This is a genomic window from Sphingobium sp. TomTYG73 (assembly GCF_055394245.1).
Window position 1 is genome coordinate 977,744 of the sequence record NZ_AP027339.1, and the last position, 26,395, is coordinate 1,004,138.

Consider the following 26,395-nt stretch of genomic DNA (forward strand, 5'->3'; position numbering starts at 1 on the left):
AATCCGCGCTCATGACACAGCGCTCTCCCCTCGCCCCCTTAGCCTTTCCTGAACTTCCCGCGATTTCGGGCGTGACCGCGCGCGTTGCCAGGGCGCGGTACAAGAATTGGGATCGGTGCGACCTGACCTATGTGGAACTGGCCGAGGGTACGGCGGTTGCTGGCGTTACGACGCAGAGCAAGTGCCCTTCCCCCGAGGTCGAATGGTGCCGGGACGCCATTCCGCTCGGGTCGGCGCGGGCGCTGGTGGTGAATGCGGGCAATGCCAATGCCTTCACCGGCCATCGCGGGCGGGCGGCTGTCGAAGCGATCGCGGCGAAGGTCGCCAATCATCTTGGGTGCCTGCCTTCGGATGTGTTCGTGTCTTCGACTGGGGTGATCGGTGTTCCCTTGCCGGTGGACAAGGCTGAGGCTGGGCTGGAGGCAGCTTTCTCCGCCGCGCCTTGCGAGTGGGAAGAGGCGGCGAATACGATCGGGACGACCGACACCTATGCCAAGGGTGCGCGCACGAGCGCCATGATTGGCGGGACGCGCGTTGAGCTGGTGGGGATCATCAAGGGATCGGGCATGATCGCGCCGGATATGGCGACGATGCTCGGCTATATCTTTACCGACGCAGCGGTCGAGCCGAAACTGTTGCAGCAGATGCTGTCGGCGGCGAACCGGCGGACTTTCTCCTGCATCACGGTCGATAGTGATACGTCGACCAGCGATACGGTGCTGGCCTTTGCCACGGGCAAGGCGGGCAACGCCCCGTTGGCGTCGATGGACGATGCGGGAGCGGATGCGTTTCAGGCGGCGCTGAGCGACCTTTGCCTGCAACTGGCGCATCTGGTGGTGCGCGATGGCGAGGGCGCGTCGAAGTTCATCGAGATCAGCGTCGAAGGCGCGGAGAGCGATGCGAGCGCGCACCGGATCGCACTGTCCATCGCCAATTCTCCGCTCGTGAAGACCGCTATTGCGGGCGAGGACGCGAATTGGGGGCGCGTGGTCATGGCGGTCGGCAAGGCGGGCGAACCGGCTGATCGCGACAAGCTGTCCATCCGGTTCGGCGTGACGCAGGTGGCCTCGGGCGGGCTCGCGGCGGAAGGCTATGACGAGGCGCCGGTTGCCGCGCACCTTAAGGGGCAGGATATCCAGATCGGCGTGGACCTTGGCCTTGGCGAGGGCCGCGCGACGGTCTGGACCTGCGACCTGACGCATGGATATATCTCGATCAACGCGGATTACCGTAGCTGATGCCGATCGAGCTGCATGACGATGTCGTCACGTTGATGCGTGAGGTGGCGCGAGACATCGTCATGCCGCGCTTCCAGAATTTGCGCGCCGACGAGATCAGCGAGAAGGCCATCGACGACTTCGTTACCATTGCCGACAAGGAAAGCGAGATCAGGCTGGCCGAAGGGCTGAGCCAGATCCTGCCCGAAGCGGGAATCATCGGCGAAGAAGCCTGCGCGGCGGACCCGGCGATATTGGATCGGGCGGGTGACGGGCTCAACTGGATCATAGACCCGATCGACGGGACAGGCAATTTCGCAGCGGGGCGGCCGCCCTTCGGCATAATGATCGCTTTGGCAGATGCCGGGACGACATTGGCGGGATGGATATTGGACCCGCTTACCGGACGCTTGTGTCACGCCACGCTGGGCGCTGGCAGTTATATCGATGGCGAGCAGGTCCGGGCGCGGGAGAGCGGCGATCCGTTGCCGATAGCGGCGCTGGCGGTTTATTTCATGTCGGACGAGGAGCGAGCTGACATTCAACGGCGGGCGGAAGGGGTGTTCGCGCTTGTGGACATTCCGCGCTGTGCGGCGGAGCAATATCCTCGGCTGGTGCTGGGGCAGAATGATGTTTCGGTCTTTGCGCGAACATTGCCGTGGGACCATGCCGCCGGGACGCTGTTCCTGAACGAAGCTGGCGGATGCTGTCAGCGGTTGGATGGGTCGCCCTATGTGGTGGGCGATTTGCGACGGGGATTGCTTGGGGCTTCGTCGCCGCGGTTGTGGGAGGCTGCGGCGGGGGTGTTGTTTCGGTAAGGCTTGGGGGCCGGAGTGGTGGAGAGGTTGCGCGTTCCCCTCTCCCCAGCCCTCTCCCCTGAAGGGGAGAGGGAGTTAGGTGTGCGTTAGAGGACGCTTTCTATCCAGCCTTTGAGCGCGCTCTTGGGCGCGGCGCCGACTTTCGTGGCGGCTGCTTCGCCATTTTTGAACAGGATCATCGTGGGGATGCCGCGCACGCCATATTTGCCGGGCGCGTCGGGATTTTCGTCGATGTTGATCTTGGCGATAATGACCTTGTCAGCGAGTTCCTCGGAGATTTCTTCCAAGGCCGGGCCGATCATCTTGCAGGGGCCGCACCATTCTGCCCAGAAATCGACAAGCACGGGCTTGTCTGCGTCGATCACGTCCGCCTGGAAGCTGGTGTCGGTGACTGCCTTGGTAGCCATGTTATATTTCTCCTTCAGTTGGGCGGATATCTAGGACGGTGACGCGTCCGTCTCAACGGGTGAAAGCGGCAAATTCTCCTGCGCGGGGGGAAAGCCCGGCTTGTGCGCGGCGAGAAGATCGTGCGGAAGCGTGATGAGGCGCGGGGCGCTGGTGTAGAGCAGCGCGGCTTCTATCCGCCGGTCGGGGAAGATCACCTGAAGCGCGGCGGCATAGGCTGCCATCTGGCGGACATGGGCGGCGGGCACTTCCTCCACGCTGAGCGGCGCTATGCGGCCCGTTTTGAAATCCACGACCTGCACGCGGTCGGGGCCGATGCATAGCCGATCCACGGTGCCGGAGATCACCATGTCGCCGACGACCGCGGCGACAGGCGCTTCAGCAAGGGCGCCGGGGGCGAAGAGCGGCGCGAAGTCGCTATCCTCGATCACGCGAAGAGCCTGTGAAATGACGTCATGGCGCAATGATGCATCCGCCGCGCCTTGCTGTTCGAGCCAGCGGTCGGCGCGTTGACGGCGTTGTTCGGGCAAAACATCAGGCAACCGTTCGAACAAGGCGTGCAGCCAACGTCCGCGCTCGCTCGCCGCCCGCATGGCAGGCGTGGGCGGGGGATAGGGCACGTCATCCTCTACCGGAGCGGAAGGTGCGAGGGGCCGGGGGGGACGCGCTTCCTCTGGCGCGGGCCGACGGAGCCAAGCGGGTTCGGCATGCGACGCCGCTTCAATCGCGGCAGCTTTTTCGAGAGCGCGCGGAGGCAGGGTTTCCGCGCCCAGCCACCGCCGTCGCGCGCCCCACAGATGATCGTCCTCCCATTCCGCGCCAAGGGCGGCCATGGCGTTCTCGACGGCCGTGAACCAGCTTTCGGGTTGCGGCATGCCTCGGGCGCGCGGGCCTAGCGAGCCGGTGACGACCAGCCTTTCCTCGGCACGGGTCAGTGCGACATAGAGCAGCCGCCAATGCTCCTCCCGTTCGGCGGCGCGGGCTTCCTCAAGAACCTGCCCGATGGGGCCAAGACGCTCGGACTTGCGGGGAGCGAGGATGGGCAGACCGTTCCATTCAAGGGAATCGCTGCGTGTTCCGGCATCGGGATCAAGGCAGGCGTCCGCCAGAATGACGACGGGCGCCTGCAAACCCTTTGCTCCGTGGACGGTGAGAAGGCGGAGCGAATCCCCCTGCGCCGCCGCGTCGCGGACGATCTCCACTTCGCCTCGGTCGAACCAGTCCACGAAACGCTGCAAGGAGGGGTGATCGTCCGTTTCGAAAGCAAGCGCGGCGTTGAGCAGTTCTTCGATCGGATCGGCGGCTTCGATACCGAGCCGTTCGATGAGGCGGCGGCGCCCCTCCATCGGGCCGGACAGGATCGATTCGAGATAGCGGTAGGGCGTGGTGAGGTCCGCCCGATTCAGCAGGGTGCGAAGCGGGGCGAGCAACTCTTCGTCCTGGGTGCGGGTGAGATGCTGCCAGAGGCCAACGCGGCGGTTCATGGCGCGGACCATAAGATCATCCTGCGACCAGCCTATCAGCGGCGATACCAGCAGCGAGGCGAGGTTGAGATCATCCTCCGGCTGCACCGCGAAACGGAGCGCGGCGAGGAGATCGCGCACGGCAAGCGGTGCATTGAGGCGAAGGCGATCGATGCCTGCGACGGCGACGCCTTCCTCATAGAGGCGGGCAACGATCAGGCGGGCTAGTTCGCTGCGACGGCGGACGAGGATCATGATGTCGCCTGCCGTGACCGGGCGGCCACGGCTTTCGAGCATCATGCCGTCGTCGATCCATTGGCGAATCTGCCGCGCAATATTCTGGGCGAGCTGGCGTTCCTGATCGGCGGCCCAATCCTCCTCTCCTTCCGCGTCGTCGGACAGGCCAGCGATGGCTGGTTTCCATAGTAAGACTTCGCCGGGGAAGCGGTTGGCGCTGATGTGCTGGACGGCGCCCGAGTTTAGACCGAGCCGTTCGGCGCTCAAGGTCGCGATTGTCCGGTCCACTACGTCGAGGACGGCGGGCGTGGAGCGGAAGCTGCGTTCGAGCGACAGGTCATGGAAGATATGGTCGGCATTTTCCGCATGGCGCTGGAATGCTATTTGCGCGGCGGCGAACGCCTGAGGGCTGGTGCCCTGGAAGCCGAAGATCGCCTGCTTGAAGTCGCCGACGGTGAAGATGGTGCGGACGCGATCGCCCTTGGCCCCCTCCCCTGCGAAAAACTCGGCAGCGAGCGCGCCGACGATCTGCCATTGGCTGACGTTCGTGTCCTGCGCTTCATCGACCATGATGTGATCGATGCGCTGATCCAGCTTGTAGCGAATCCAGTCGGCGATGCCGGGTTGGGACAGAAGGTCGGCGGTGCGGGCGATGAGGTCGTTGAAATCCACGGCGCCGGCAAGCTGCTTCGCCTCATGATAGGCGCGGGCATAGGCGCGGCCTGCATGCAGCCCCTCGGCGAGCAAATCGGCATAGGCGGCGAGCGCTTTGAGATTCAAAAGCTCGGCGCAGCGTGAGTGAAGGCGCGCGCTTGCCTCTCCATAGCCATCGACCGGGGGCACCCAGCCCTTGGTCGAAATGAGGTCGCCGTCCTTCTTCGCCCAAGCGGCGTGCAGATCGTCCAAAGCCTCCGCGCGGTCGCGGGGGTTTAGAGCCCTCCATCGGGCTATGCGGTCACAGCGCTCCAGGGCGCGGCCGGTGCCCCAATCGGCATTGGCCTGAGCGATCCAGCTGAGGGTTCGCATGTCGAACTGCGCGTCTTCGCACTGGCTGGCGAGGTGCGTGATGACGTCACCCTCGGGAAGGCCGAGTTCGCGATAGAGCGAGGCGGCGATGTCTTCCGGCAATTGCTCCAGCGCGGGCAGATGGGCGGCGCAGCGCAGGAGGAATTGTTCGGCGCCGCCTTCCCCCAGACGCAGGCTGATCGCTTGTAGCGCTTCCATGAGCCGGTCGTCGCCCTGATCCTGCGCACGGACGGCAAGATCGGCCAGGGTCTGGCGGGCGAGCGCCGCCTGCTCCCGCTGGTCGAGCGGGCGGAAGCCCGGCGGCAGGTCGGCTTCGAGGGGAAAGGCGGTCAGCAGTTGCTGGCAGAAGCCATGGATGGTCTGGATTCGAAGGCCGCCGCCGGTGGATTCCAACACCTCCGCAAAGAGGCGGCGGGCACGGTCGCGTGCTTCCGGGCCGCTATCCTCGTGTAGCGCCTCCAGATCCTCGAACAGTTCGCCTTCCTCCATCTGGACCCAGGCGGCGAGGCGATCATGGATGCGGTCGGCCATTTCCGCCGCGCCCGCTTTGGTGAAGGTGAGGCAGAGGATATTTTCGGGCCGCACGCCCTGTAGCAGCAGGCGGAATACGCGAGCGGTCAGCACATGCGTCTTGCCAGTGCCTGCCGAAGCCGACAGCCACACATGGGCGTCAGGCGACGCGGCGCGCGCCTGCGCTCCCGCGAGGGGTTGAAGCGCGGAGGTCTTTCTAGACATCGTCGCGGCCATACCATTCCTCCAGCCGCATGAGCTGGTCATAGTCGCCATAGTTTGCGACTTCGGGATTCACCTGCGCGTCGAAGGGGGCGTTACCCGTCAGATAATCGCCAGCGATCTTTTCGAACCATTCGTGGACGAGCGATGTGAAGGAGGCCGTTACGATCTTATCTCGCTTCCCCATCGGATCGACGGGGCTTTCCCGATAGCCGAAGGCGTCGTTCTTCTTGGCCAGCGACCAATATTCGAAACATCCTGCGGTTTTTGCGCCCTCAATGGCCGGGAAGCCACCCTGTTCGGCGATGAGGCCCAGTAGCCCTAATTGGAGCGAATAGCCCGCCTTGACCTGCTTGGCGCTGGGCGGTTTGCCGGTCTTGTAATCGACTATGGCGAGCGAGCCGTCCGGCATGCGATCGATGCGGTCAGCCTTGCCGGTGAGGGTCACGCCAGCGATCTCCGCACGGCCGTCCGTCTCCACCGCCAGGATGGAGCGCCCTGCTGCCTGATCGGCAGCCACCTCGGCAGCGATCCAGCGGATGGCCTCGATCAACCTTGGCTGCCAGAGCGCCTTCAGCAGCGGATGGACATCGGGCCGGTCGAACATCGCGCGGGCGCGGGCTTCCAGATCGGCGGGATCGCGCCGCCCGGCCTCTGCCCAGTGCTGAAGGATTTCATGGACAGCCGTACCGCGCCATGCAGGGCCAGCATCGGCATCGACCGGGTCGAGGCGATTTAGGCGCAATATCCGCTTGGCGTAAAAGGCGAAGGGGTCAGCCTTTAGGCGGTCCACATCCGTTACGGGGATCAGCTTCGGGCGGACGGAGGCGGGTGGCACTGGCGCGGGACGGCGGCTGGGCTGGTGCCGCGCTGGGCGGTCGAGTGCCTGTGCCAGCGCCGCGTAACGATCGGCGCTCTTCCATTGTGGACCGGCCATGGCCTTGAGACGCAACCAGAAGCGGGAGGCTATGGCGGGACCGCCCGATCCTCTGCGCGCGCGGGTGATGAGGACATGGGGAGCGCCCAGTGCGCTGGCAAAGTCATGGGCTGCGCGGCCGATGCGGGTTTCCAGGCCCGGCAGGCCGAGTTCCCGCCGGATGCGGGGAGCAAGCCAGGGATCGGGCGACGGCAGGCCGGGCCATGTGCCTTCGTTGAGGCCGCCCAGGATCATGAGGTCGGCCTGAACCAGTTGCGCTTCGATAAGGCCCAATATGGAAATGCGCGGATGGCCGCCCTGAACCGGGCGCACCGAAACACCGCCTAGCATATTGTCGAGCAGGGTCGGGAGGGAGCGGATGTCAGACTGTTGAGGGCCTTCAGGGGCCGCCTGTTCCAACTCCGCGAACAGATCGGCGGCGGCGTGGCCCTGAACACCCGACCATATGGCATCGCCGGTCAATGCTCCGGCTTGTTCGCGGAGGGCCGCCAGTTGCGCGGCAAAGGTCGGGGCGACGGCGCAGGCTTGCTCCAGCGGTTCGAGCAGCGCGCGCGCCTGTGACCACCATTGCCGTGTCTGGTTTCGCAGCGCCTGCTGGCGATCCTCTCCTTCCCGTTCGGCGAGGAGTAAGTCGATCCCTTGAAGGCCCGCAGGAGGACGCGGGCCGCGCAGTAATAAATCAAGGCCGCGCACGCCTTCCAGCCATGGAAGCCGCCCTTCACCGCGCATGACCAGCGGATGCTTGAGCAGTGTCAGCAGCGCGACGGGCGCGAAGCGTTCTGCCACCGCCTGGGCCAGCGCGATGAGCAATGTGCCCGGCGGCAAGCGGGACAGCGGAAGGCCCGCGGAATCGTCAGCCGCGATTCCCCATCGCGTGAGATGCGCCGACACCCGCGTGGCAAGTTGGCGGTCGGGCGTGACCAGCGCGGCGGTGCGGCCGGGCGTTTCCACCGCCTCACGCAGGGCGATGGCGATCGCCTGAGCTTCCTCACCCGGCGTTGCGACTTCCAGCGCCTCGACCCCGGCGAGCGACCGCTCGGCCGTCCTGAGATCGCGCCAACGGCTGGTCAAGCGCGGCGGGAGCATGGCGTTGGAGATGTTGCGGCTGCGGACGGCACGCGCATCATGCTCGCTGCCCCAGCGCCACAGCGCTACGTCATCGCGCGTGGCGCTCATTCCATTGAGCAAGCGCTTGATGGCATATTGGGGATGGGTTTCATGCGCAGGAGGCGCACGGCCGGTGACAGGGTCCGGCGCGAAAGGACCGATGGCGTCCCATGCGGCTTCGTCCATTTCATGGTCTAGGCCAGCGAAGACGACGCTGCCGCGCGGCAGGACGGAAATCCGTCGCAACAGACCGGCAACAGCGGGGGCGGTTGTGGCTATGCCAGCGGCGATGACGAAACCGGGCGGCGGCTCTGAGGCCCAACGTGTGGCGAGACGATCGAACAGGCGATTGCGCCGGTCAGCCAGATCAATAAGGCCAAGCCTTGCCAATTCTTCTGGCCAGCGGCGAATGAGGATGGAAAATAGATCGAGCGATCTTTGCCAATGGCCCGACAATTCATCCGAGAGCGTGAGTTCGGAAAGCGCGGTGATGGGCACCCGCTCCACCTGCATCTGGTCGAGAACGGTGCCGAGCGCCTGGCCGAGCTTGATCGCCTGCGCGGCGTCCATTGGCTGGCCGGATGCCTGCTGAACCATGCGGGCCAGGATCATCTGGCGGCGCATGGGCGCGATCGCGGGGGGAATGGCCTCCCCCTCCGCCAGAGGATCGAGCGCGCCGCCCGCCTGTTCGCCAAGATCGGGATCGCCGATCGCGACCAATCGGGGAAGAAGCAGGCCGCCGCCTGACCGGCGGACGAAAGCGTCGCTTACAGCACGGATCGCGCGGTTGGTGGGTAGCAGGATCATGCCCTGCGCCAGCGCCATCGGGTCGCCGCCATGCTGCGCAATTATGCCCGCTGCCAAGGCGTCGGAAAAGGCGCGGTGAGCTGGGATGTTGAACAAGGCAGGCCGGGTGCGGTCACCCATAGGCGAGCATCGATTCCACAAAAGGAATAGCGCGCGGCGTGCCGACGTCGAACCAGAGGCCCTGATGGGAAACGCCGTAGAGGCGCCCCGCTTCGATAGCGCGGTTCCAGAAGATATTGGTCGAGAAGACGTCGGATGGCGGATCGACCAGCAGGCTGGGCGAAAGGATCTGCACGCCGGTAAAGACGAAGGGCGCCACATGGCTCGTCTTGCGGCGGCTCAACCGGCCAGAGGCGTCCATGTGAAAGTCGCCCGGTCCCGTATGGCAATGGGCGCGGGCGAGCGGCACCAGCAGCAGCAGCGCATCCATGCGATCGGGGTCCCACAGGCGCTGCATCATGCTCAGCGTTTCCTGCGGCCCGTCGATCCAGAGATTGTCGCTGTTCGCGCAGAAGAAGGGCTTATCCCCCAGCAGCGAACGCGCATGGATCAAGCCCCCGCCCGTCTCCAGCAGCTTGGGGCGTTCGTCCGAAATCAGCACCTGCATGCCGTTCGAATGGGCGTTCAGGTGCGCCTCGACCGTGTCGGCGAGGTAATGAACATTGACCACGACCTTGCGGATGCCGCCAGCGGACAGCCGGTCCAGCGCATGGTCCATCAGCGGCTTGCCAGCTACCTTGACCAGCGGCTTTGGGCGCGTGGCGGTGAGCGGGCGCATCCGCTTGCCCAGGCCGGCCGCCATCAGCATTGCGGTGTCGATCATGCGGGGACGTTATCCTGAAGCGCGAGATGGCGCTTTTCCGCTGGGATGTTGGCCGCGAACCACTCTGCAACAGGTGCCAATGCAGGATGAGCGAGGTCGCGTTCCAGCAGGTCCCACATGCGCGGCAGGAAGGACAGGTAGCGTGGCTTTCCGTCCCGCTTCCAAAGGCGCGTGAAGATGCCGATGATCTTCGCATTCCGCTGCGCGCCCAGCACAGCATAGGCAGCATCGAAGTCCGCCGGGGGATTTGCGATTGCCTTGTAGTGCTCGATCATAGCTGCCTCCACCTCCGGCGGCACATCGCGCCGAGCGTCCTGAAGCAGCGACACGAGATCATAAGCGGGATGCCCGGCCAGAGCGTCCTGAAAGTCAAGAAGGCCAAGCCCGCGTACTTCGGGCCGGTCGATCAGCATGATATTTTCGGCATGATAATCGCGCAGCACTGTGACTGTGGGGCTGGCGGATTGCTCCACGATCGGCAGCACGGCATCCCAGGCCCGCGTATAGGCATCTGTATCAACGGAAAGGCCGATCGCGGGGCAGTACCATTCGGTGAGCAGCCCTGCCTCGCGCTGATAGACCGCGCGGTCATAGGGCGGCAGGTCGGCGGCAGGCTGGCGATGGAGATCCGCGAGCAGTTCGACTGCGCGGCTATAAACGCCTTTCTCGTCGGCGGGGACATCGTCCAGATGTTCCTTGACCCGCAAGTCGCCGAAATCCTCGATGAGCACCAGACCTTGTTCCAGATCGCGGGCAAGGATCGCCGGGGCAGCAAAACCCTGCTGAACCAGATGTTCGGCTATGGCGATGAACGGACGCGGGTCCTCATGTGGCGGCGGCGCATCCATCAGGACGGCACGGCGCGCGCCATCGACCACGCGGAAGTAGCGGCGAAACGACGCATCACCCGCCAGCGGGACAATAGCGGCATGCCCCCACCCCGCAGCTGAGAGAAAGGCGGGAGCGGAAGCGGGCGGGATCATATCTGCGACCATCGCTCTGTCCAAGCGTCCGGCACGCGCACTGTCAAGCGCCGAGCGCCGTCGGGTTCGATGTCGATGTGGAGCCGCAGCGCATGCGGCCATGCATCCGGACCCAGGCGATCCGGCCATTCGACGATCAGCAGGCTGTCCATCAGATATTCGTCCAGAGCCAGTTCCCGCGCCTCTTCCGCATCGTCAAGGCGATAGAGGTCGACATGGGCGACGGGCAGCTTCACCTCCGGCACATCATAGGGCTGGACGATCGCGAAGCTGGGGCTTGGCGCCTCGCCTGCAAGGCCAAGCCCCTCCAATATGCCGCGCGCGAGCGTCGTCTTTCCCGCGCCAAGGCCGCCCTCCAGCGCGATGACGTCACCGATGCGCGCCAAGTCAGCCAGACGGCGGCCGAGGGCCAGCATCGCCGCTTCGTCGGGCATGGTCAGGCTCTGCTCAGCCACGGGGTAGCTCGATCACGGCCATGGTGCCCTGCCCCGGCTCTGACACGAGCTGGAGGGTGCCGCCATGCGCCTCTGCCAATTGCTTGGCGAGCGGTAGGCCGATCCCGGCCTTTTCACCGCTTCGTGCCTGTTCCGCGCGCGCCGCAGCATCGAAGATCGTGGCGCGGCGCTTGACGCTGATCCCGGGACCGTTGTCGGAGACGACGAGCCGCGCGGAATCGCTGCTGCCGTCGCCGTGCAGCAATACCCGCGCGCCGCGTCCGCTGTAGCAGACCGCATTTTCCAGCAGATGGTCGAGCGCCTGGCCGATCCGGCGGCTGTCGCCTTCCACCTTCCCCAATGTTTCATGCAGGGAGATGGCAAGGTCGATGCCCTTGGCCGTTGCCTCGGCCTTGATCCGCTCGATGCTTTCCTTTGCGAGGGCGGCGAGATCGACAGGCACCCTATCGATCGGAAGTGTCCCGGCTTCTCCCTGTGTCAGGTCCAGCACATTGTCGATCAACATCGACAGGCGGCTGGTACTCTGGAGAATGCCATCGACATATTCCTTGGCGGAATCGCTCATGTCCCCGGCGTAGCCCGCGCTCATCATCTCGGCGAAGCCGGCGATGGTGGTGAGCGGCGTGCGCAATTCATAGCTCATATTGGTGACGAAGGCCGTCTTGACCCGATCGGCCTGCTCCAACGCTTCGTTGCGGTCGCGCAGCACCTGCTCGACACGGCGGCTGTCGGTCACGTCCAGCATCGTGAAAAGCGCATTGCCGTCGGGCAGAGGGATGGCGGCAAATTCGAAGATGCGGCCGTCCGCGAAACCGACATGGCCGACGCGCTGCTTGCGCTCCACTGTCGCGGCGCGGACCAGTTCGCGGACAAGATTGGCTTGCTGCGGCTTGGCGAGGCGGGATTGGACGGCGCGGAGAAGTTCGTCGATGCGCGGGTGTTGCGCCAGAAGATCTTCGGAGATTTCCCAGATCGAGCGGAAACGGCTGTTCCACAGAGACAGGCGGCCATCGGAAGAAAAGACGCCGATCGACTCGAACAGATTGTCGAAGGTCGCCGTGCGGACTCGCAGCAGCGTGTCGCGCGCGCTGGAAAGCTGGACCTGCTCCGTCCGATCCTCGAATATCAGGAGCAGGCCGCCGTCGGGCAATGGCTGACCATAGACGCGCAGATGCGTGCCGTCGGCGAGCAGCCAGTTTTCCTCGCGCGGGTCGGGGGAGAGGAACCAGTCCCGGCGTTCCGCCCGCCAGGCCGGAAAGTCGCGATGTTCGGGCAGGCGGCGGGCCTCCCGCATGCGATCAAGGACGCGTTCGAACACGGGCTGGTCCGCCAGATGTTCCTGGTCCAACCCGAACAGACTCATGAATGGCTGATTCCAGAAACGCAGGGTGCGATCCGGGCCAAAGCGGGCCACGCCAGCGGAGAGGCGATCGAGAAGGTCGCGCTGAGCCGCTTCAAGGCGGCGGTGCTCGACGCGGGCCTGTTCAAGCTCATTCTGGTCCATTGCGAAACCGGCGACGCCGGCCTCGCCAAGCGGCACATCGACGACCCGCATCGTGCGGCGTTCGCCATCTATGGTCGCTGGCACCATGCGTTCGACCACCCGATCCTCGGTCAGCGCCTGCTCTGCTGATGACTGAGGGCCGAGGCCGCCCACCGCCTCGACCAACTCCGTGCCCTGAGCGATGACATCTGCCGCATTGGCCCCATCCACCGCCTGGACATAGGCTGCGTTGACGAGACTGAGGCGCATGTCGGCGGTGCGATGCCACATTGGAAACGGCGCGGCTTCCACAAGGCCCGCGAGCGCTTCCAGGGCTTCGCGCAGTTGCTCGACCTTGCTCTTCAGCGCCTGGATTTCCGACTGGCTGTCGGTCGCGTCGAATATCCACAGGACTACGCCGCCGCTTTCGGCAAGCACTGGCCCGGCAGGCGCGCCGCGCACCAGCAGGAGCCGGGAGGAACCCTCCCCCCGCACAGGCAGGGCGAAGCTGCGTCCGGCGCGCTGGGCCGCCGCTATTTCCTGCGCGAGGGCCGACGCGTCCTCCGGCTCCAGGCCGCCGTCGGGCGCGGTCAGTTCGGATACGAATGCGGGCACCCGGTCCTTGCCAAGCCATTTGGCGAGCCGGTCGGCGGCCTCGATCCGGCCATCGGCATGAATGATGATGGGTGCAGCGGGTGCCGAGGCGAGCAGGCTGGACAGGCGATCGAACTTGCCCTGCACTTGCGTGCCTTCGCGACGCATGCGCTGCCCGGTCGAAAGCGCCCACACCGCGGCGGCCAGCCACGCGGCCAGCACGATCCCCAATATGACTGCGGCAAATGGGGTCAATGACGTCATTGCGCCTGTTCACCCCTCATCGCGACCTGCCACCCCTTTGCATGATTATCAGGGGACTAACCCAAGTCGGGAGCAGCGTGAAGCGGGGAGTTTGAAGAAATGCGCGGATCCTTCAAGACGGACACGTCCCCATCTTTGTCATCCCAGCGGAAGCTGGCATCTCAGCCGGACGCCGTTGGCAATAGATCCCAGCTTTCGCTGGGATGACGAGAGGCTAAGCTTAAAAAAGGGGAGACTTTCGCCTCCCCCTTTCCGGTTTGCTTAGTAGCGGTAATGATCCGGCTTGAACGGACCTTCCGGCGTCACGCCGATATAGGCGGCCTGCTTGGGGGTCAGTTTCGACAGCTTCACGCCGAGCTTTTCGAGGTGAAGCGCCGCCACCTTTTCGTCCAGATGCTTGGGCAGGACGTAGACGTCGTTCTTATACTGGTCCGACTTGGTCCACAGTTCGATCTGCGCCAGCACCTGGTTGGTGAAGCTGGACGACATGACGAAGCTCGGATGGCCGGTGGCGCAGCCCAGGTTCACCAGGCGGCCCTTGGCAAGGACGATGATCTTCTTGCCGTCGGGGAATTCGACTTCGTCGACCTGCGGCTTGATTTCGGTCCACTTCATGTTCGAAAGACCGGCAATCTCGATTTCGCTGTCGAAGTGACCGATGTTGGACACGATCGCCATATTCTTCATGGCGCGCATGTGATCGACGGTAATGACGGCTTCATTGCCGGTCGCGGTGACGAAGATGTCGGCGCGGGTGGCGGCCTCTTCCATCGTCACGACTTCATAGCCTTCCATCGCCGCCTGAAGCGCGCAGATGGGATCCACCTCGGTCACCAGCACGCGGGCGCCGCCATTGCGGAGCGAGGCTGCCGAGCCTTTGCCAACGTCGCCGAAGCCCGCGACGCATGCGACCTTGCCAGCCAGCATCACGTCGGTGGCGCGGCGGATGGCGTCGACCAGCGATTCCTTGCAACCATAGAGATTGTCGAACTTCGACTTGGTGACGCTGTCGTTGACGTTGATCGCCGGGAAGGGAAGCTTGCCCTTCTTCGCCAGCTCATAAAGGCGGTGGACGCCAGTGGTGGTCTCTTCCGACACGCCCTTGATCGCGGCAACGGTCTTGGTGAGGTAGCCCGGACGATCGGCCAGGAAGCGCTTCAGCGTGGCGACGAAGATTTCCTCTTCCTCGTTACCGGGCGTGAACAGCTCTTCCCCAGCCTCGACGCGCGCGCCCCACAGAGCGAACATGGTGGCGTCGCCGCCGTCGTCCAGGATCATGTTGCAGGGTGTATCACCCCAGTCGAAGATGCGGATGACGTAATCCCAATATTCCTCCAGCGTCTCGCCCTTGACGGCGAAGACGGGGATGCCGCGCGCGGCGATGGCGGCGGCGGCGTGGTCCTGGGTCGAGAAGATGTTGCACGAAGCCCAGCGGATTTCCGCGCCCAGCTCAGCCAGCGTCTCGATAAGCACGGCGGTCTGGATCGTCATGTGCAGCGATCCAGTGATGCGCGCGCCCTTCAGCGGCTTGGCAGCGCCAAACTCGTCGCGCAGGGCCATCAGGCCGGGCATTTCGGTTTCGGCGATCTCGATTTCCTTGCGGCCGAACGCGGCAAGGTTGATGTCGGCGATCACATAGTCCTGCGCCTGGGTGGCGGGTGCTGTGGCCACGAGCGTGTCTCCATCGGTTTAGAATGTGCCGGAGCCGCTCGCATGGCGAAACGGCGGCGATGGTCTGCGCTTTACCAATCGCCGCCGGTGATGGCAACTCAATATAAAGTTTTCTTTATGTCACTCTTCTCCGGGTCGAGAGGCGACCGCGACCCTCGTTTCGCCCAGATCGGCCGACGGCTCCGCTTCCCGACCCGCAATCGCCATGACAACGTCGCAGCGCGCGCCCGAAAGATGCGGATTGATGCCCGCAGCGTCCGACAGTTCAAGCAGCGCCGCCCGGGTCGCGGGTAGCGCGTTAGCCGCATCCGTGATCGACTGTAGGTCGCGGCAGGCGAGCCCTTCGGCTCCGGCGCCATAAACGTTGGCGAGGCTGGTTACGTAATTGTCATAAGCTCCCAGCGCGCCCACCGGTCCTGCGACGGAACGGAAATGTTCGCGCAGTTCGTCATTGACCTGCGTCAGCGCGTCACGCTTTTCCCTGATGAAGCGGTTATAGTCGGCCAGGAAGTTGCTGCCCGTGGAGCGGCAACGCAGCGCCGACACCATCAGCATCATCTCAAAATCCCGAATTTGCGCCGCCTCTACCGCGACCTTTTTCCAGCAAGGCGCGGCGCTGGCAGGCGCGAGCGGCATCGCTGCGGCAATCATAGCCGCGACAAACTTCTTCATGATTTGAACCCCCGAGCAATTTCCCGAGGATGAAGGTGCGCCCGCGCGCTTGCCGCGTTGTAAATGAAGGCAGTTAGCGGGAATTTACCTGGAAATGTTCAGTTACGATGCGGAAACAAGCTATGTTCCGCGCCATCGTTACACAGTTGAACCGGAAAAATATCTCGCAAATTATGCGACCTGATCAGGCGGAGCCAGCGCCGCTCACAAGATGAGACGCATCGACTCCGGCAGCGGCATAGGCCGCCGCCCATTTTTTTTCCGCCGGAACGTCGAACAATATATCCGCGCTGCATGTCGCCGGGAACCAGCTTTCGCCGGTCATCTCCTGATCGAGTTGTCCTGCGCCCCAACCGGCATAGCCGAGGGCGACGATGTAGCGACTGGGACCAGTGCCTTCCGCGATCGCCTTCAATATCTCCAGCGAGCCGGAAAGCCCCCAGTCCTCCCCGACCTCCACCATGTCATGCCCTTTCCAATCGAGGGAATGCAGCACGAAGCCCCGGCGCGGTTCGACCGGCCCACCGCGAAGCACGGGTATGTCGGGGACATTGGCAGGGTTGATGTCAAAGCTTTCGAGCAGTTCATGCAGCCCCACGCCCTCGATTTCATCGCTGACCGCGATGCCGAGAGCGCCATTTTCATCATGGACGCAAATGGCGATCACGGAATGATCGAAGCGCATGTCTTCCATGCCCGGCAAAGCGAGCAGGAACTGACCGGCATAGGAGCGAAGCTGATCCATAGGATGAATATACGCTGCCCAGCGGCTTTGCCAATGGCGGGCTGTCGTTCACCGGGGGCGATGCGACACGTAAGCGCGCCTTGACACAGGACCGCCAAGCGCCAACCTCCCGCTCCATCAACGGCAGGAGACAGAATATGACCATCGCAAAAGGGGATCGCATCCCCGCCACCACCTTTGCCAAGATGACGGAAAATGGGCCGGAGCAGGTTTCCTCCGACGAGTTTTTCAAGAGGCGGACGGTGGCGTTCTTCTCCGTTCCCGGCGCCTTTACGCCGACCTGCTCGGCCAAGCACCTCCCCGGTTTTGTGGAAAAGGCCGACGCGCTGAAGGAAAAGGGCGTGGACGAGATTGCCTGCACCGCCGTCAATGACGCGTTCGTCATGGGCGCATGGGGCAAATCAGCCGGAGCAGACGATAAGGTCACCATGCTGGCGGATGGCAATGGCGACTTCGTCAAGGCTGTGGGCCTGACGATGGACGGCAGCAAGTTTGGCATGGGCACGCGTGGCCAGCGCTTTTCCATGATCGTAAAGGATGGCGTGGTGACCGAACTGAATGTCGAGGCACCGGGCGAGTTCAAGCTTTCGTCGGCGGACCATCTGCTGGGGCAGCTCTGACGCGATTGCCGCGCGACGATAACCCCGTCGCGCGGTTACCCGCCTTCCTTCCGTCACATATCTGCGGTAGCAAGGTTCGATGACGAAAAGCATCGGCAGCGCGGCGGTCGCGCAACTGGACCGGATCTACCAGACCTCTATCGGAAATCTGCGCGAGGCCATGCAGGCCTATGCCCGCGATGGCAGCGTGCCTCCGCCAGAGGCAAAGTCCGATCGCCGCTTCTGTTATCCCGAACTGCGCATCACCCACCATGCCGAAACCGACGCCCCGCCGCCGGGGCGATCCTTCGCCCGCCTGTCCAAGCCCGGCCTTTATACAACCACGGTCACCCGACCGGAGATGTTCGGCGATTATCTGGCCGAGCAGATTGATTTGCTCGTCCGGGATTATGGAGTGGAGGTCGAAACAGCGGTCAGCGATCAGCAGATCCCCTTTCCCTATGTGCTGGATGGGCTGGACATCAGCGCTCTTGACGGCACCCCTCCGACCGAACTGGCGCGTCATTTCCCCGCAACCGAGTTGGCGGAGATCGGAGACGAGATCGCCGATGGCCTGTTCACGCCTGATGCGGAAGGGCAAAGGCCGCTGGCGCTGTTCGACGGGCTGCGCACCGATTTCTCGCTGGCCCGACTGAAACATTATACCGGCACGCCAGCCGAGCATATTCAGCGATACATCCTCTTCACCAACTATCATCGCTATGTCGACGAATTCGTGGCCTGGGCCTGCGCGGAACTGCAAAGAGAGGGCTCTCCCTACACCGCCCTGTCGGGGGCAGGCGGCGTCTATGTGACGCGGGAGACGGCTGATCCCGCGCGCATGATCGCGGACAGCGCATGGCGCAAGCATCAGATGCCCGCCTATCACCTTATCGCGCCCAATCGCAGCGGGATCACGCTGGTCAATATCGGCGTCGGTCCTGCCAATGCGAAGACCATCTGCGATCATCTGGCGGTGCTGCGGCCGGAAGCCTGGTTGATGATCGGTCATTGCGGTGGCCTGCGGCCCAGCCAGCGGATCGGCGACTATGTGCTCGCCCATGCCTATCTGCGCGACGACAAGGTGCTGGATGATATGCTGCCCCCGGAAATTCCGGTGCCAGCCATTGCGGAGGTTCAGGTCGCCCTCGCCAAATCCGCCGAAGCGGTGCTCGGCGGTAGGAGCGAGGAAGATTTCAAGCGCAGGCTGCGCACCGGGACCGTGGTGACGACCGACGATCGCAATTGGGAGCTACGCTATTCCAGTTCAGCACTACGGTTCAGCCTGTCGCGCGCGGTCGGGATCGACATGGAATCCGCGACGATCGCCGCGCAGGGTTATCGGTTCCGGGTTCCCTATGGGACATTGCTTTGCGTGTCGGACAAGCCGATCCATGGCGAACTGAAGCTGCCGGGGCAGGCAAACCGCTTTTATGAGGAAGCGATCGCGGGACATCTGCGGATCGGCCTGATGACGTGCGAACTGCTGCGGCAGGAAGGCCCTAAGCTGCACAGCCGCAAGCTGCGGGCGTTCAACGAGCCACCATTCCGGTAAGGTACGTGCGCGGCGGTCAGGGGGTCAGGAACTCCACCATGGCCTCGCCCAGTTCCTTTTTCGTGACCGCAGCCATGTGATTGCCGGGTATCTCGACATAGCGGCCATTGGGCAGAGTATCGACAAGCTCCTGCGCAATCCCATTATCCTGATCGTCGACGCCGCAGATGACTTCGGTCGGCTGCGTGAAGGTCGCGATCGTTTCGGCGGACGTGTCCACGAAGGTGTTCAGGATATGCAGTAGTGCGACTGGATCGCCCTTCGTCGTTTTCAGGAAGGCTTCCGTCATCCATTCGGACGTGCCGCGCTCAAACGTGCCGAGATTGGTGAGGACGTTGCGATAATAGCCGCCTTTGTCGAGCGTATTGACGAGGCCGCGCAGTCCCATGCCAGCCAGGATCACCCGGCGCGGGGTCGCGCCGCGCGCCAGCATCCGCACCGTCGTCCGCGCACCCAGCGAATAGCCGCCCAAGTCATAATCGGTCAGGCCAAGCTGGTCGATGACGGCCAGATTGTCGTCCGTCAAAGCATCGGGCGGATAGGCGGCGGGATCATGCGGTTTGCCGCTTTCGCCATGTCCGCGCAAGTCCGGCATGATCAGCCGGAAGCCAGCCTCCACAAGCCGCGCGGCATGGCCGTAACGGATCCAATTGGTCCAGGCGTTGGAGAAATAGCCATGGATGAGGACGAGGTCACGCCCCTCCCCCGCGATATGGACCGCAATGGGAAGACCGCCGAGCCCCTCAACTTCCACTTTCTGTAGCTCAAGGTCGGTCATAATAACTCCCTCACTGTGTCGGCGTTGCTCGATATGGCCTCGGCGTCGCCTTGTCGATGGCGGCGTAGGCCAAGGATCAGCAGGGCGATTAGTGCACCGACCTGAGCGGCGGCCATGTCCTTCTGCGGGTCCCAGACGTCGCCTTGCTGGCCATTATACCAATCGGCCGTTTCTCCTTCCGCCATCAACGTCAGCAGCCATTCGAAGCTTTCGTAAAGGGCGCTGATGAATCCGATCGTGACGAAGCCGAAGGCCAGGCTCCAGCCCAATCCCATGCCACCCCGTCGCCGCGCGATCTGCGCCAGTGGGTGCGTCAGAAGCAGGCCAAAGGCGAAATGGACGAGCCGGTCATAGCCATTGCGCCGCCATCCGAGGGTGCTGGAAAAATCATGGCCTGTCATCGAGCGCGCCCAATCGTCATAGGGCACATAAGAATAGATGTAGCGCCCGCCCAATGTATGCAGGAGCAGGAACAGGGTGATGCAGGCCACTGCGCCATTGCTTAGAGGCCAGCGCCGCAGAAGCCATGGCGCAGCCAAGGCGAGCGCGATTGTCGGCCCATGCTGTAACGGCGCGAGTTCGGGAAATGGCTGATTGATCTGCACGGCGGCGATGGCGCCGATCAGCAGCAGGATCATCCGGCGCTGCGCTATCGGAAGGCTTTTCCAAACAGCGCCAGCGCCGGACGTCATCAGTTGGCCTCAGCCCTTCTTCAGGTGACGGCGGCCCAGCAGTTCGGCGATCTGCACCGCGTTCAGCGCCGCGCCCTTGCGCAGATTGTCGCTGACGCACCAGAGGTTCAGACCATTTTCGATGGTCGAATCCTCGCGGACGCGGCTGACGAAGGTCGCATAGTCGCCCACGCACTCGACGGGAGTGACGTAACCGCCATCCTCACGCTTATCGACGAGCATGATGCCCGGCGCTTCACGAAGGATGTTCTGCGCCTGCTCAGCCGAAATCTCGTTCTCGAACTCGATGTTCAGCGCTTCGGAGTGACCGACGAACACGGGCACGCGCACGCAGGTCGCGGTCACCTTCACCTTGGGATCGAGGATCTTCTTGGTTTCCGCGACCATCTTCCATTCTTCCTTGGTCGAACCATCGTCCAGGAAGACGTCGATGTGCGGGATCACGTTGAAGGCGATCTGCTTGGTGAACTTCTTCGCCTCGGCCGGGTCGCCCACGAAGATATTGCGCGACTGTTCGAACAGCTCGTCCATGCCCTCTTTGCCAGCACCGGAAACGGACTGGTAGGTAGCGACGACGACGCGCTTGATCTTCGCGGCGTCGTGCAGGGGCTTCAAGGCCACGACCATCTGCGCGGTCGAGCAGTTCGGGTTCGCGATGATGTTCTTCTTCTTGTAGCCATCGATCGCGTCCGGGTTCACTTCGGGCACGATCAACGGCACGTCCGGGTCCATGCGGTAGAGCGACGAATTGTCGATCACCACGCAGCCAGCCGCAGCCGCCTTGGGCGCATATTCAGCCGTCGGGCCAGAGCCTGCGGCGAACAGGGCGATGTCCCAGCCCGTGAAGTCGAAATGCTCGATATTCTTGACTTTAAGAGTCTTGCCGGTGTCACCGAAATCAACTTCGGTGCCATGCGACCGGGACGATGCGACCGCCGCGATCTCGTCAATCGGGAACTCGCGCTCGGCGAGAATGGTCAGCATTTCGCGGCCCACATTGCCCGTGGCACCAACGACGACGACCTTGTAACCCATGACTAAAGACTCCACTCCATGCAAAAATGCGGAGTGGGCGCCATAGCGTTGTCCCGGCAATTGTCCAGCATGAAGCGGCTTTGCGGGCCGATAGCCTTTATTTACCCGGCGGCGGCTCCTCGCGCGCGGTTCCGTTGCGGCGGAGGAAATCCTCGATCGTGCGCCACAGGTGGATGCTGATGCCGGGGCCGCCCACGCGGTGCGTCTGGCCGGGATAGACCATCATCTCGAACGGCACGGCTTCTGCCTGCATCCGCGCCATCAAGGCGGTGGCGTTGTCGAACACGACATTGTCATCGGACATGCCGTGGATCAGCAGCATCGGGTCCTTGATCTTGACGGCATCGTCGATGGCGCCGGACGCCGGATAGGCGCTTGGGCGATCCTGTGGCTTGCCCAGATACCGCTCAGTATAATGCGTGTCGTAAAGCTCCCAGCGAGTTACGGGAGCGCCCGCGATAGCGGCAGAGAACAGGCCTGGCGCCTTTTCCAGCAGCTTGACCGACATATAGCCGCCATAGGACCAACCATAGGTCGCGATCCGCTGCGGATCGACATAGGGCTGAGATTTCAACCACTCGACGCCCTTTAGCTGGTCGTCGACCTCTACCGTGCCCATTGCACGATATAATTGATCCTCGAACGCCTTGCCGCGATCCGGCGTGCCCCTGTTATCGATTGCAAAGACGATCCAGCCGCGATCCACCAGATATTGATAGACGGGCGATCCCCACTGATTGGTGACGACCCTACCCGCTCCCGGCCCGCCATAATGCAGCATGAAGACGGGGTATTGCTTGCCCGGCTCCAGCGGCGGGGTCATGATCCGTGTATAGAGCGTTGATCCGTCCGCCGCCTTGATCGTGCCAAAGCGCGTCTTGGCATGGCTGGCGAGGTAAGGGGCGTAGGGGTGATCCCCGGTCATGGCATTTTCCGACAACCATCGAAGCCGCTTGCCGCTGCCATCGGCCAGATAGACCTGCTTGGGCTGGTCCGTGTTGCTGCGAGAGATCACCAGATGCGTTGCGCCGCTGTCCATCACCGCATCGTTCCACCAGCCATTGCTGGTCAACTGCCGCAACGGCCCCTTGCCCGACAGGGACCCTGCGTAAAGCTGCTGCTCCAAAGGCGTTTCGCGATTGCCGGTGAAATAGACGGTGCCCTGCCGTTCATCCACCGCCACCACGTCCCGCACTTCCCACGCACCGCTCGTGAGGGCAATCCACTTGCCGCCGCGAACATGGTAGAGATGGCCGTGCCCCGTCTTCTCAGACCACCACAGGAAGCTGCCGTCATTCAGCGGCTTAAAATTATTGCTGAGGTTGATCCAGCTTTTCGCCCTTTCTGTCAGGACGATCCTGGACTTGCCCGTCGCAGGATCGACCGCCAGCAGATCGAGCCGCTTCTGGTCACGGGTCTGACGTTGTACGTAGAGCGTCCGACCGTCCTTGGACCAATCGACCCGCGCCAGATAGATGTCGCTGTCATCGCCAAGGTCGACCTTCACTTGGCCACTGCCATCCGGCCTCATGATATAAAGGTCGACTAGCGCGTTTGGCTTCCCCGCAGCGGGATAACGCTGCTGATAGACTTTCGTGCCTTCGCCGCCGATCGCCGTGCGGGTGACGATACCTACCGGTCCCTCATCCACGCGAGCAACCGCGATCAACTGGTCGTCGGGCGACCACCAGTAGCCGGTGCGCCGGTCCATTTCCTCCTGCGCCACGAACTCGGCCACGCCCCAACTGACCGTGTCACTCGCCCCCTGCGTCACCTGCCGCTCCCGCGCACCGATCGGCTGCACGAAGAGGTTGCCGTCGCGCACGAAGGAGACAAAGCCACCCTTGGGACTGACCACGCCATTCAGTTCGCTGCTCGGAGTGTTGGTCAGGCGGGAGACCTGGCCATCGAGCGATGCAAGGTAAAGATCGCCATCCACCGGGACGAGGATGCTCCTGCCATTGGGAGCCCAGTCATAGCTGATGATCCCGGTGCTGCCTGCAACCGACCGATCCCGTTCGCGCTGCATCTTTTCCGCTTCTGAAAGTTCGGCGCCGCTGCCGGTCTTCCTTGAATCCACGAGCATGCGCTCAGCCCCGGTCGCGCTGTCGATCGCCCAAAGGTCCAGCCGTTCTTTCTCGTCCGCGCGGGGCTTGAGCAGCGTGACAAGCGTGCCATTCGGCGAAAGTTTGAGCGCGCGCGGCTGAGGCCCCGACAGGTCGGGATTGGCGAAGATGCGCTCCAGCGTCAGTTGCTGTTGTGCGGAAACCGGGATGGCAGCACTGGCCAGCAGTGCCAGAGCGGCTACGCTGCCCTTCAACAATGAGGACATCCTTATCCTTTCGCCTCGGCCAAGACAGCCGGATGTATCGCCGCGAGTTAACGCGGAGTGGACGAAAAGATCAATGTAGGGACATAATCTTTCTCACCATGACCTGAGCAGATCATGGTGGGCGCGACAGGGATTGAACCTGTGACCCCACCCGTGTGAAGGGTGTGCTCTACCGCTGAGCTACGCGCCCCCTGAAAGGAGGATGCGGCCATTGGCATCGGCCACGGCTCCTGTCAAGACGAGCTTAGACGGGGAGTTGCAAATTGCACTCATTGCCTTTTAGGCATGAAAGTTTAGTGGCGGGAACGATAAAGGGAGTGACTATCGATGCGTCAGACCATTGCCCTCATGATCACTGGGCTTCTTCTCACCAGCTTGGCGGCTTGCAACACGGTCAAGGGCGTTGGCCGGGACATTGAATCGGTCGGACGGGCCGGTGAGAGGGCGATGTAAGGATAGGTCGGCCCTTCTTTCACACCGATTATTGGAGGACGCGGTTAGTCATGGCCGCGCTTCTTTCCAGCTTCACGCCGTCGCAATCCGGCTGGCCGCAGTTGCATGCCGCGATGGTGTAGCGGACCCCGCACATCACAAGGACGTCATGGTCGAAGGTATAGTTGGAAATCCCCGCCCGCTCGACCTTCTCTCGCGCTCTGGCTTTCAGAGACATGTGAAATTTCCTCCCATTCACCGTCCGGACATGATCTTTGCTGCTCTGCACAAAGTCAATTGACCGGGATCGGTTCCTGAATGGATTGTCATAAACCCGTCCAGAAAATGACACGATCCGACGCCCTCCGCTACTATGCTTGCGCGGTAGCCCATTCGCACCCATATGCCGCGCCATGAACGACCAACGCTCCTCCGCCATGCCCGTCTGGCACGGCACCACCATCATGTCCGTACGAAAAAATGGGAAGGTGATCGTGGCCGGTGACGGCCAGGTTTCCATGGGCCAGACGGTGATGAAGCCCAATGCTCGGAAGGTTCGGCGCTTGCATGATGGTTCCGTCATCGGCGGTTTCGCTGGAGCGACGGCTGACGCTTTCACCCTGTTCGAACGACTTGAAGCGAAGCTGGAACGGCACAATGGGCAGTTGATGCGCGCCGCTGTGGAGTTGGCCAAGGACTGGCGCACCGACAAATATCTCCGCAATCTGGAAGCAATGATGATCGTTGCCGACAAGGAAGTGACGCTGATCCTGACAGGCAATGGCGACGTGCTGGAGCCGGTCGGCGGCGTGGCGGCTATCGGATCAGGCGGCAATTTCGCGCTCGCAGCAGCTCGCGCGCTCGTTGAGTATGAGGAAGATGCAGAGACACTTGCGCGTAAGGCGATGGCTGTGGCGGCGGACATCTGTGTCTATACCAATGATCAGCTTGTGATCGAAGAGCTGGCGAGCGTGAGTTGATGTAAAGCCCCTCCCGCAAGCGGGAGGGGTTGGGGTGGGCATTTTCCCTATCCCTAAAAGTTGAAGTCGATTGCTTTCGCAATCGCCCCCACCCCCGGCCCCTCCCGCTTGCGGGAGGGGAGTGAGAAGAAGATGAACGACAATCTGACACCCAAGGCCATTGTTTCCGCCCTCGATGCCCACATCATCGGTCAGGCCGACGCCAAGCGCGCCGTTGCCGTGGCGCTGCGCAACCGCTGGCGTCGGCAGCGCCTCTCGCCCGATCTGCGCGATGAGGTTACGCCGAAGAATATCCTGATGATCGGCCCCACCGGCTGCGGCAAGACCGAGATCAGCCGCCGCCTTGCCAAGCTCGCAGACGCGCCGTTCGTGAAGGTCGAGGCGACGAAGTTTACCGAAGTCGGCTATGTCGGCCGCGATGTGGAGCAGATCGTGCGCGATCTGGTCGAGGAAGCGGTGCGCCTGGAGAAGGACCGTCGCCGCGAAGCGGTGCGTGAAGCTGCTTCCGAGGCGGCGATGAACCGTCTGCTCGATGCCCTCACCGGCAAGGAAGCGAGCGAGGCGACCCGCCTCTCCTTCCGCCAGCGGATCGAAAACGACCAGATGAATGATGTCGAGGTTGAGGTGGAAGTCGCCGACAGCCCCTCCATGCCGATGGAAATCCCCGGCATGGGCGGCCAGATCGGCATGATCAACCTGTCCGACATGATGTCAAAGGCATTCGGCCAAACCCAGAAGAAGCGGCGCAAGCTACGCGTAGCCGAGGCCTGGGACAAGCTGGTCGAAGAAGAGCAGGACAAGCGGCTGGACCAGGACGATGTCGCCCGCGTCGCGATTGCGAGCGCCGAGCAGAATGGCATCGTCTTCCTCGATGAGATCGACAAGATCGCCGTCAGCGACGTGCGTGGCGGCTCGGTCAGCCGCGAAGGCGTGCAGCGCGACCTGCTGCCGTTGATCGAAGGTACGACGGTCTCGACCAAATATGGCCCGCTGAAAACGGATCACATCCTGTTCATTGCATCGGGTGCTTTCCATGTGGCGAAGCCCAGTGACCTGCTGCCGGAGCTTCAGGGCCGCCTGCCCATCCGTGTCGAACTGAAGGCGCTAACAGAGGACGATTTCGTTTCGATCCTGTCCGACACCAAGGCGAGCCTGGTTGCGCAATATCGCGCATTGTTGGCGACCGAAGGCGTCACGATCGACCTCACGCCCGACGGCATTCGCGCGGTCGCGAAGATCGCCGCCGAGGTGAATGGCGAAATCGAGAATATCGGCGCCCGTCGCCTCCAGACGGTCATGGAAAAGTTGCTGGAGGATGTGAGCTTTGAGGCGGAGGATCGTCAGGGCGAGACGCTGGTGGTCGATGCAGCCTATGTCGAGAAGCAGCTTAGTGAGGTGGCGCGGAACACCGACCTCAGCAAATATGTGCTGTAACTACTCCCCTCCAGAAGGCGTTCAAACGAGGCACGTGACTCGTTTGAAGGGCCGGGGGTGGGCGCGAGCGTAGCGAGCCTCCTTCGGAGGCCCCACCCCTTGTTCCCCTCCCGTCTGCG

The 26,395-nt window shown here is 63.1% G+C and carries 22 protein-coding genes and 1 tRNA gene; 7 read left to right on the top strand and 16 right to left on the bottom strand.

What is annotated here, in order from left to right:
- The first annotated feature begins 11 nt into the window (after nucleotides 1-11).
- Complete coding sequence (argJ, locus tag ACZ5TH_RS04995; RefSeq protein WP_464794821.1) at nucleotides 12-1,238, top strand: bifunctional glutamate N-acetyltransferase/amino-acid acetyltransferase ArgJ; 1,227 nt, start codon at nucleotides 12-14, stop codon at nucleotides 1,236-1,238.
- Nucleotides 1,238-2,035: an inositol monophosphatase family protein gene (locus ACZ5TH_RS05000; protein ID WP_464794822.1), complete on the top strand. Its 798-nt coding sequence runs from the start codon at nucleotides 1,238-1,240 to the stop codon at nucleotides 2,033-2,035. The genes argJ and ACZ5TH_RS05000 overlap by 1 nt, the downstream gene beginning before the upstream one ends.
- Before the next feature lie 86 nt (nucleotides 2,036-2,121).
- On the opposite strand, the gene trxA is transcribed toward ACZ5TH_RS05000, so the two are convergent.
- From trxA to ACZ5TH_RS05050, 10 genes are all read right to left on the bottom strand, one after another.
- Nucleotides 2,122-2,442, bottom strand: a complete 321-nt coding sequence (trxA, locus tag ACZ5TH_RS05005) for a thioredoxin TrxA (RefSeq protein ID WP_449472362.1) — start codon at nucleotides 2,440-2,442, stop codon at nucleotides 2,122-2,124.
- 30 nt (nucleotides 2,443-2,472) lie between these two features.
- Entirely contained in the window at nucleotides 2,473-5,913 is a 3,441-nt protein-coding gene (gene addA, locus ACZ5TH_RS05010) for a double-strand break repair helicase AddA (RefSeq protein WP_464794823.1), read from the bottom strand.
- A complete protein-coding gene (gene addB / locus ACZ5TH_RS05015; RefSeq protein ID WP_464794824.1) occupies nucleotides 5,894-8,869 on the bottom strand; it encodes a double-strand break repair protein AddB in 2,976 nt (991 codons plus the stop codon). Before addB ends, addA begins: the two co-directional genes overlap by 20 nt.
- The gene (locus ACZ5TH_RS05020; protein WP_460985834.1) at nucleotides 8,862-9,572 is read right to left on the bottom strand and encodes a nucleotidyltransferase family protein; all 711 of its coding nucleotides are present in this window, start codon (nucleotides 9,570-9,572) and stop codon (nucleotides 8,862-8,864) included. The genes addB and ACZ5TH_RS05020 overlap by 8 nt, the downstream gene beginning before the upstream one ends.
- The gene (locus ACZ5TH_RS05025; RefSeq protein WP_464795062.1) at nucleotides 9,569-10,555 is read right to left on the bottom strand and encodes an aminoglycoside phosphotransferase family protein; all 987 of its coding nucleotides are present in this window, start codon (nucleotides 10,553-10,555) and stop codon (nucleotides 9,569-9,571) included. The genes ACZ5TH_RS05020 and ACZ5TH_RS05025 overlap by 4 nt, the downstream gene beginning before the upstream one ends.
- On the bottom strand, nucleotides 10,552-10,989 hold the full coding sequence (gene tsaE / locus ACZ5TH_RS05030; RefSeq protein ID WP_460988072.1) for a tRNA (adenosine(37)-N6)-threonylcarbamoyltransferase complex ATPase subunit type 1 TsaE: 438 nt from the start codon (nucleotides 10,987-10,989) through the stop codon (nucleotides 10,552-10,554). The genes ACZ5TH_RS05025 and tsaE overlap by 4 nt, the downstream gene beginning before the upstream one ends.
- A gap of 13 nt (nucleotides 10,990-11,002) precedes the next feature.
- Complete coding sequence (locus tag ACZ5TH_RS05035) at nucleotides 11,003-13,351, bottom strand: PAS domain-containing sensor histidine kinase (protein WP_464794825.1); 2,349 nt, start codon at nucleotides 13,349-13,351, stop codon at nucleotides 11,003-11,005.
- Nucleotides 13,352-13,612: 261 nt separating this feature from the next.
- Entirely contained in the window at nucleotides 13,613-15,022 is a 1,410-nt protein-coding gene (gene ahcY, locus ACZ5TH_RS05040) for an adenosylhomocysteinase (RefSeq protein WP_464794826.1), read from the bottom strand.
- A 120-nt stretch (nucleotides 15,023-15,142) separates the two neighbouring features.
- Nucleotides 15,143-15,694: a hypothetical protein gene (locus ACZ5TH_RS05045; protein WP_464794827.1), complete on the bottom strand. Its 552-nt coding sequence runs from the start codon at nucleotides 15,692-15,694 to the stop codon at nucleotides 15,143-15,145.
- 184 nt (nucleotides 15,695-15,878) lie between these two features.
- Nucleotides 15,879-16,439: a YqgE/AlgH family protein gene (locus ACZ5TH_RS05050; protein WP_449472372.1), complete on the bottom strand. Its 561-nt coding sequence runs from the start codon at nucleotides 16,437-16,439 to the stop codon at nucleotides 15,879-15,881.
- A gap of 137 nt (nucleotides 16,440-16,576) precedes the next feature.
- Between ACZ5TH_RS05050 and ACZ5TH_RS05055 the strand changes: the two genes are divergently transcribed.
- Both ACZ5TH_RS05055 and ACZ5TH_RS05060 read left to right on the top strand, forming a co-directional pair.
- A complete protein-coding gene (locus ACZ5TH_RS05055) occupies nucleotides 16,577-17,059 on the top strand; it encodes a redoxin family protein (RefSeq protein WP_464794828.1) in 483 nt (160 codons plus the stop codon).
- A 79-nt stretch (nucleotides 17,060-17,138) separates the two neighbouring features.
- Nucleotides 17,139-18,593, top strand: coding sequence for an AMP nucleosidase (locus tag ACZ5TH_RS05060; RefSeq protein WP_464794829.1), 1,455 nt, complete (start codon nucleotides 17,139-17,141; stop codon nucleotides 18,591-18,593).
- A 16-nt stretch (nucleotides 18,594-18,609) separates the two neighbouring features.
- On the opposite strand, the gene ACZ5TH_RS05065 is transcribed toward ACZ5TH_RS05060, so the two are convergent.
- From ACZ5TH_RS05065 to ACZ5TH_RS05085, 5 genes are all read right to left on the bottom strand, one after another.
- On the bottom strand, nucleotides 18,610-19,371 hold the full coding sequence (locus ACZ5TH_RS05065) for an alpha/beta fold hydrolase (protein WP_464794830.1): 762 nt from the start codon (nucleotides 19,369-19,371) through the stop codon (nucleotides 18,610-18,612).
- The gene (locus ACZ5TH_RS05070; protein WP_464794831.1) at nucleotides 19,368-20,063 is read right to left on the bottom strand and encodes a DUF2238 domain-containing protein; all 696 of its coding nucleotides are present in this window, start codon (nucleotides 20,061-20,063) and stop codon (nucleotides 19,368-19,370) included. Before ACZ5TH_RS05070 ends, ACZ5TH_RS05065 begins: the two co-directional genes overlap by 4 nt.
- Before the next feature lie 9 nt (nucleotides 20,064-20,072).
- Complete coding sequence (locus tag ACZ5TH_RS05075; protein WP_464772343.1) at nucleotides 20,073-21,098, bottom strand: aspartate-semialdehyde dehydrogenase; 1,026 nt, start codon at nucleotides 21,096-21,098, stop codon at nucleotides 20,073-20,075.
- Between the two features lie 97 nt (nucleotides 21,099-21,195).
- Nucleotides 21,196-23,430 (bottom strand): S9 family peptidase, encoded by a 2,235-nt coding sequence (locus ACZ5TH_RS05080; RefSeq protein ID WP_464794832.1) that lies wholly within the window; start codon nucleotides 23,428-23,430, stop codon nucleotides 21,196-21,198.
- A gap of 115 nt (nucleotides 23,431-23,545) precedes the next feature.
- Nucleotides 23,546-23,620 (bottom strand) — tRNA-Val (locus ACZ5TH_RS05085).
- A gap of 137 nt (nucleotides 23,621-23,757) precedes the next feature.
- On the opposite strand from ACZ5TH_RS05085, the gene ACZ5TH_RS05090 reads away from it, so the two are divergent.
- A complete protein-coding gene (locus tag ACZ5TH_RS05090; protein WP_097091531.1) occupies nucleotides 23,758-23,883 on the top strand; it encodes an entericidin A/B family lipoprotein in 126 nt (41 codons plus the stop codon).
- Nucleotides 23,884-23,911: 28 nt separating this feature from the next.
- On the opposite strand, the gene ACZ5TH_RS05095 is transcribed toward ACZ5TH_RS05090, so the two are convergent.
- Nucleotides 23,912-24,100, bottom strand: coding sequence for a hypothetical protein (locus ACZ5TH_RS05095; protein WP_449472385.1), 189 nt, complete (start codon nucleotides 24,098-24,100; stop codon nucleotides 23,912-23,914).
- A 199-nt stretch (nucleotides 24,101-24,299) separates the two neighbouring features.
- Between ACZ5TH_RS05095 and hslV the strand changes: the two genes are divergently transcribed.
- Complete coding sequence (gene hslV, locus ACZ5TH_RS05100; protein ID WP_449474625.1) at nucleotides 24,300-24,842, top strand: ATP-dependent protease subunit HslV; 543 nt, start codon at nucleotides 24,300-24,302, stop codon at nucleotides 24,840-24,842.
- Nucleotides 24,843-24,974: 132 nt separating this feature from the next.
- Entirely contained in the window at nucleotides 24,975-26,276 is a 1,302-nt protein-coding gene (hslU, locus tag ACZ5TH_RS05105) for an ATP-dependent protease ATPase subunit HslU (protein ID WP_449472387.1), read from the top strand.
- The last annotated feature ends 119 nt before the right edge of the window (nucleotides 26,277-26,395 follow it).

Excerpts from the sequence above, each read along its gene's own strand:
- hslU (WP_449472387.1), top strand. The coding sequence starts at position 24,975 with ATGAACGACAATCTGACACCCAAGGCCATTGTTTCCGCCCTCGATGCC.
- ACZ5TH_RS05020 (WP_460985834.1), bottom strand. The coding sequence starts at position 9,572 with ATGATCGACACCGCAATGCTGATGGCGGCCGGCCTGGGCAAGCGGATG.
- ACZ5TH_RS05035 (WP_464794825.1), bottom strand. The coding sequence starts at position 13,351 with ATGACGTCATTGACCCCATTTGCCGCAGTCATATTGGGGATCGTGCTG.
- ACZ5TH_RS05070 (WP_464794831.1), bottom strand. The coding sequence starts at position 20,063 with ATGACGTCCGGCGCTGGCGCTGTTTGGAAAAGCCTTCCGATAGCGCAG.
- ACZ5TH_RS05055 (WP_464794828.1), top strand. The coding sequence starts at position 16,577 with ATGACCATCGCAAAAGGGGATCGCATCCCCGCCACCACCTTTGCCAAG.
- ACZ5TH_RS05080 (WP_464794832.1), bottom strand. The coding sequence starts at position 23,430 with ATGTCCTCATTGTTGAAGGGCAGCGTAGCCGCTCTGGCACTGCTGGCC.
- ACZ5TH_RS05045 (WP_464794827.1), bottom strand. The coding sequence starts at position 15,694 with ATGAAGAAGTTTGTCGCGGCTATGATTGCCGCAGCGATGCCGCTCGCG.
- ACZ5TH_RS05050 (WP_449472372.1), bottom strand. The coding sequence starts at position 16,439 with ATGGATCAGCTTCGCTCCTATGCCGGTCAGTTCCTGCTCGCTTTGCCG.
- addA (WP_464794823.1), bottom strand. The coding sequence starts at position 5,913 with ATGGCCGCGACGATGTCTAGAAAGACCTCCGCGCTTCAACCCCTCGCG.
- ACZ5TH_RS05075 (WP_464772343.1), bottom strand. The coding sequence starts at position 21,098 with ATGGGTTACAAGGTCGTCGTCGTTGGTGCCACGGGCAATGTGGGCCGC.
- ACZ5TH_RS05090 (WP_097091531.1), top strand. The coding sequence starts at position 23,758 with ATGCGTCAGACCATTGCCCTCATGATCACTGGGCTTCTTCTCACCAGC.
- tsaE (WP_460988072.1), bottom strand. The coding sequence starts at position 10,989 with ATGCCCGACGAAGCGGCGATGCTGGCCCTCGGCCGCCGTCTGGCTGAC.
- ACZ5TH_RS05025 (WP_464795062.1), bottom strand. The coding sequence starts at position 10,555 with ATGATCCCGCCCGCTTCCGCTCCCGCCTTTCTCTCAGCTGCGGGGTGG.
- ACZ5TH_RS05065 (WP_464794830.1), bottom strand. The coding sequence starts at position 19,371 with ATGACCGACCTTGAGCTACAGAAAGTGGAAGTTGAGGGGCTCGGCGGT.
- ACZ5TH_RS05060 (WP_464794829.1), top strand. The coding sequence starts at position 17,139 with ATGACGAAAAGCATCGGCAGCGCGGCGGTCGCGCAACTGGACCGGATC.
- ACZ5TH_RS05095 (WP_449472385.1), bottom strand. The coding sequence starts at position 24,100 with ATGTCTCTGAAAGCCAGAGCGCGAGAGAAGGTCGAGCGGGCGGGGATT.
- ACZ5TH_RS05000 (WP_464794822.1), top strand. The coding sequence starts at position 1,238 with ATGCCGATCGAGCTGCATGACGATGTCGTCACGTTGATGCGTGAGGTG.
- hslV (WP_449474625.1), top strand. The coding sequence starts at position 24,300 with ATGCCCGTCTGGCACGGCACCACCATCATGTCCGTACGAAAAAATGGG.
- argJ (WP_464794821.1), top strand. The coding sequence starts at position 12 with ATGACACAGCGCTCTCCCCTCGCCCCCTTAGCCTTTCCTGAACTTCCC.
- trxA (WP_449472362.1), bottom strand. The coding sequence starts at position 2,442 with ATGGCTACCAAGGCAGTCACCGACACCAGCTTCCAGGCGGACGTGATC.
- addB (WP_464794824.1), bottom strand. The coding sequence starts at position 8,869 with ATGGGTGACCGCACCCGGCCTGCCTTGTTCAACATCCCAGCTCACCGC.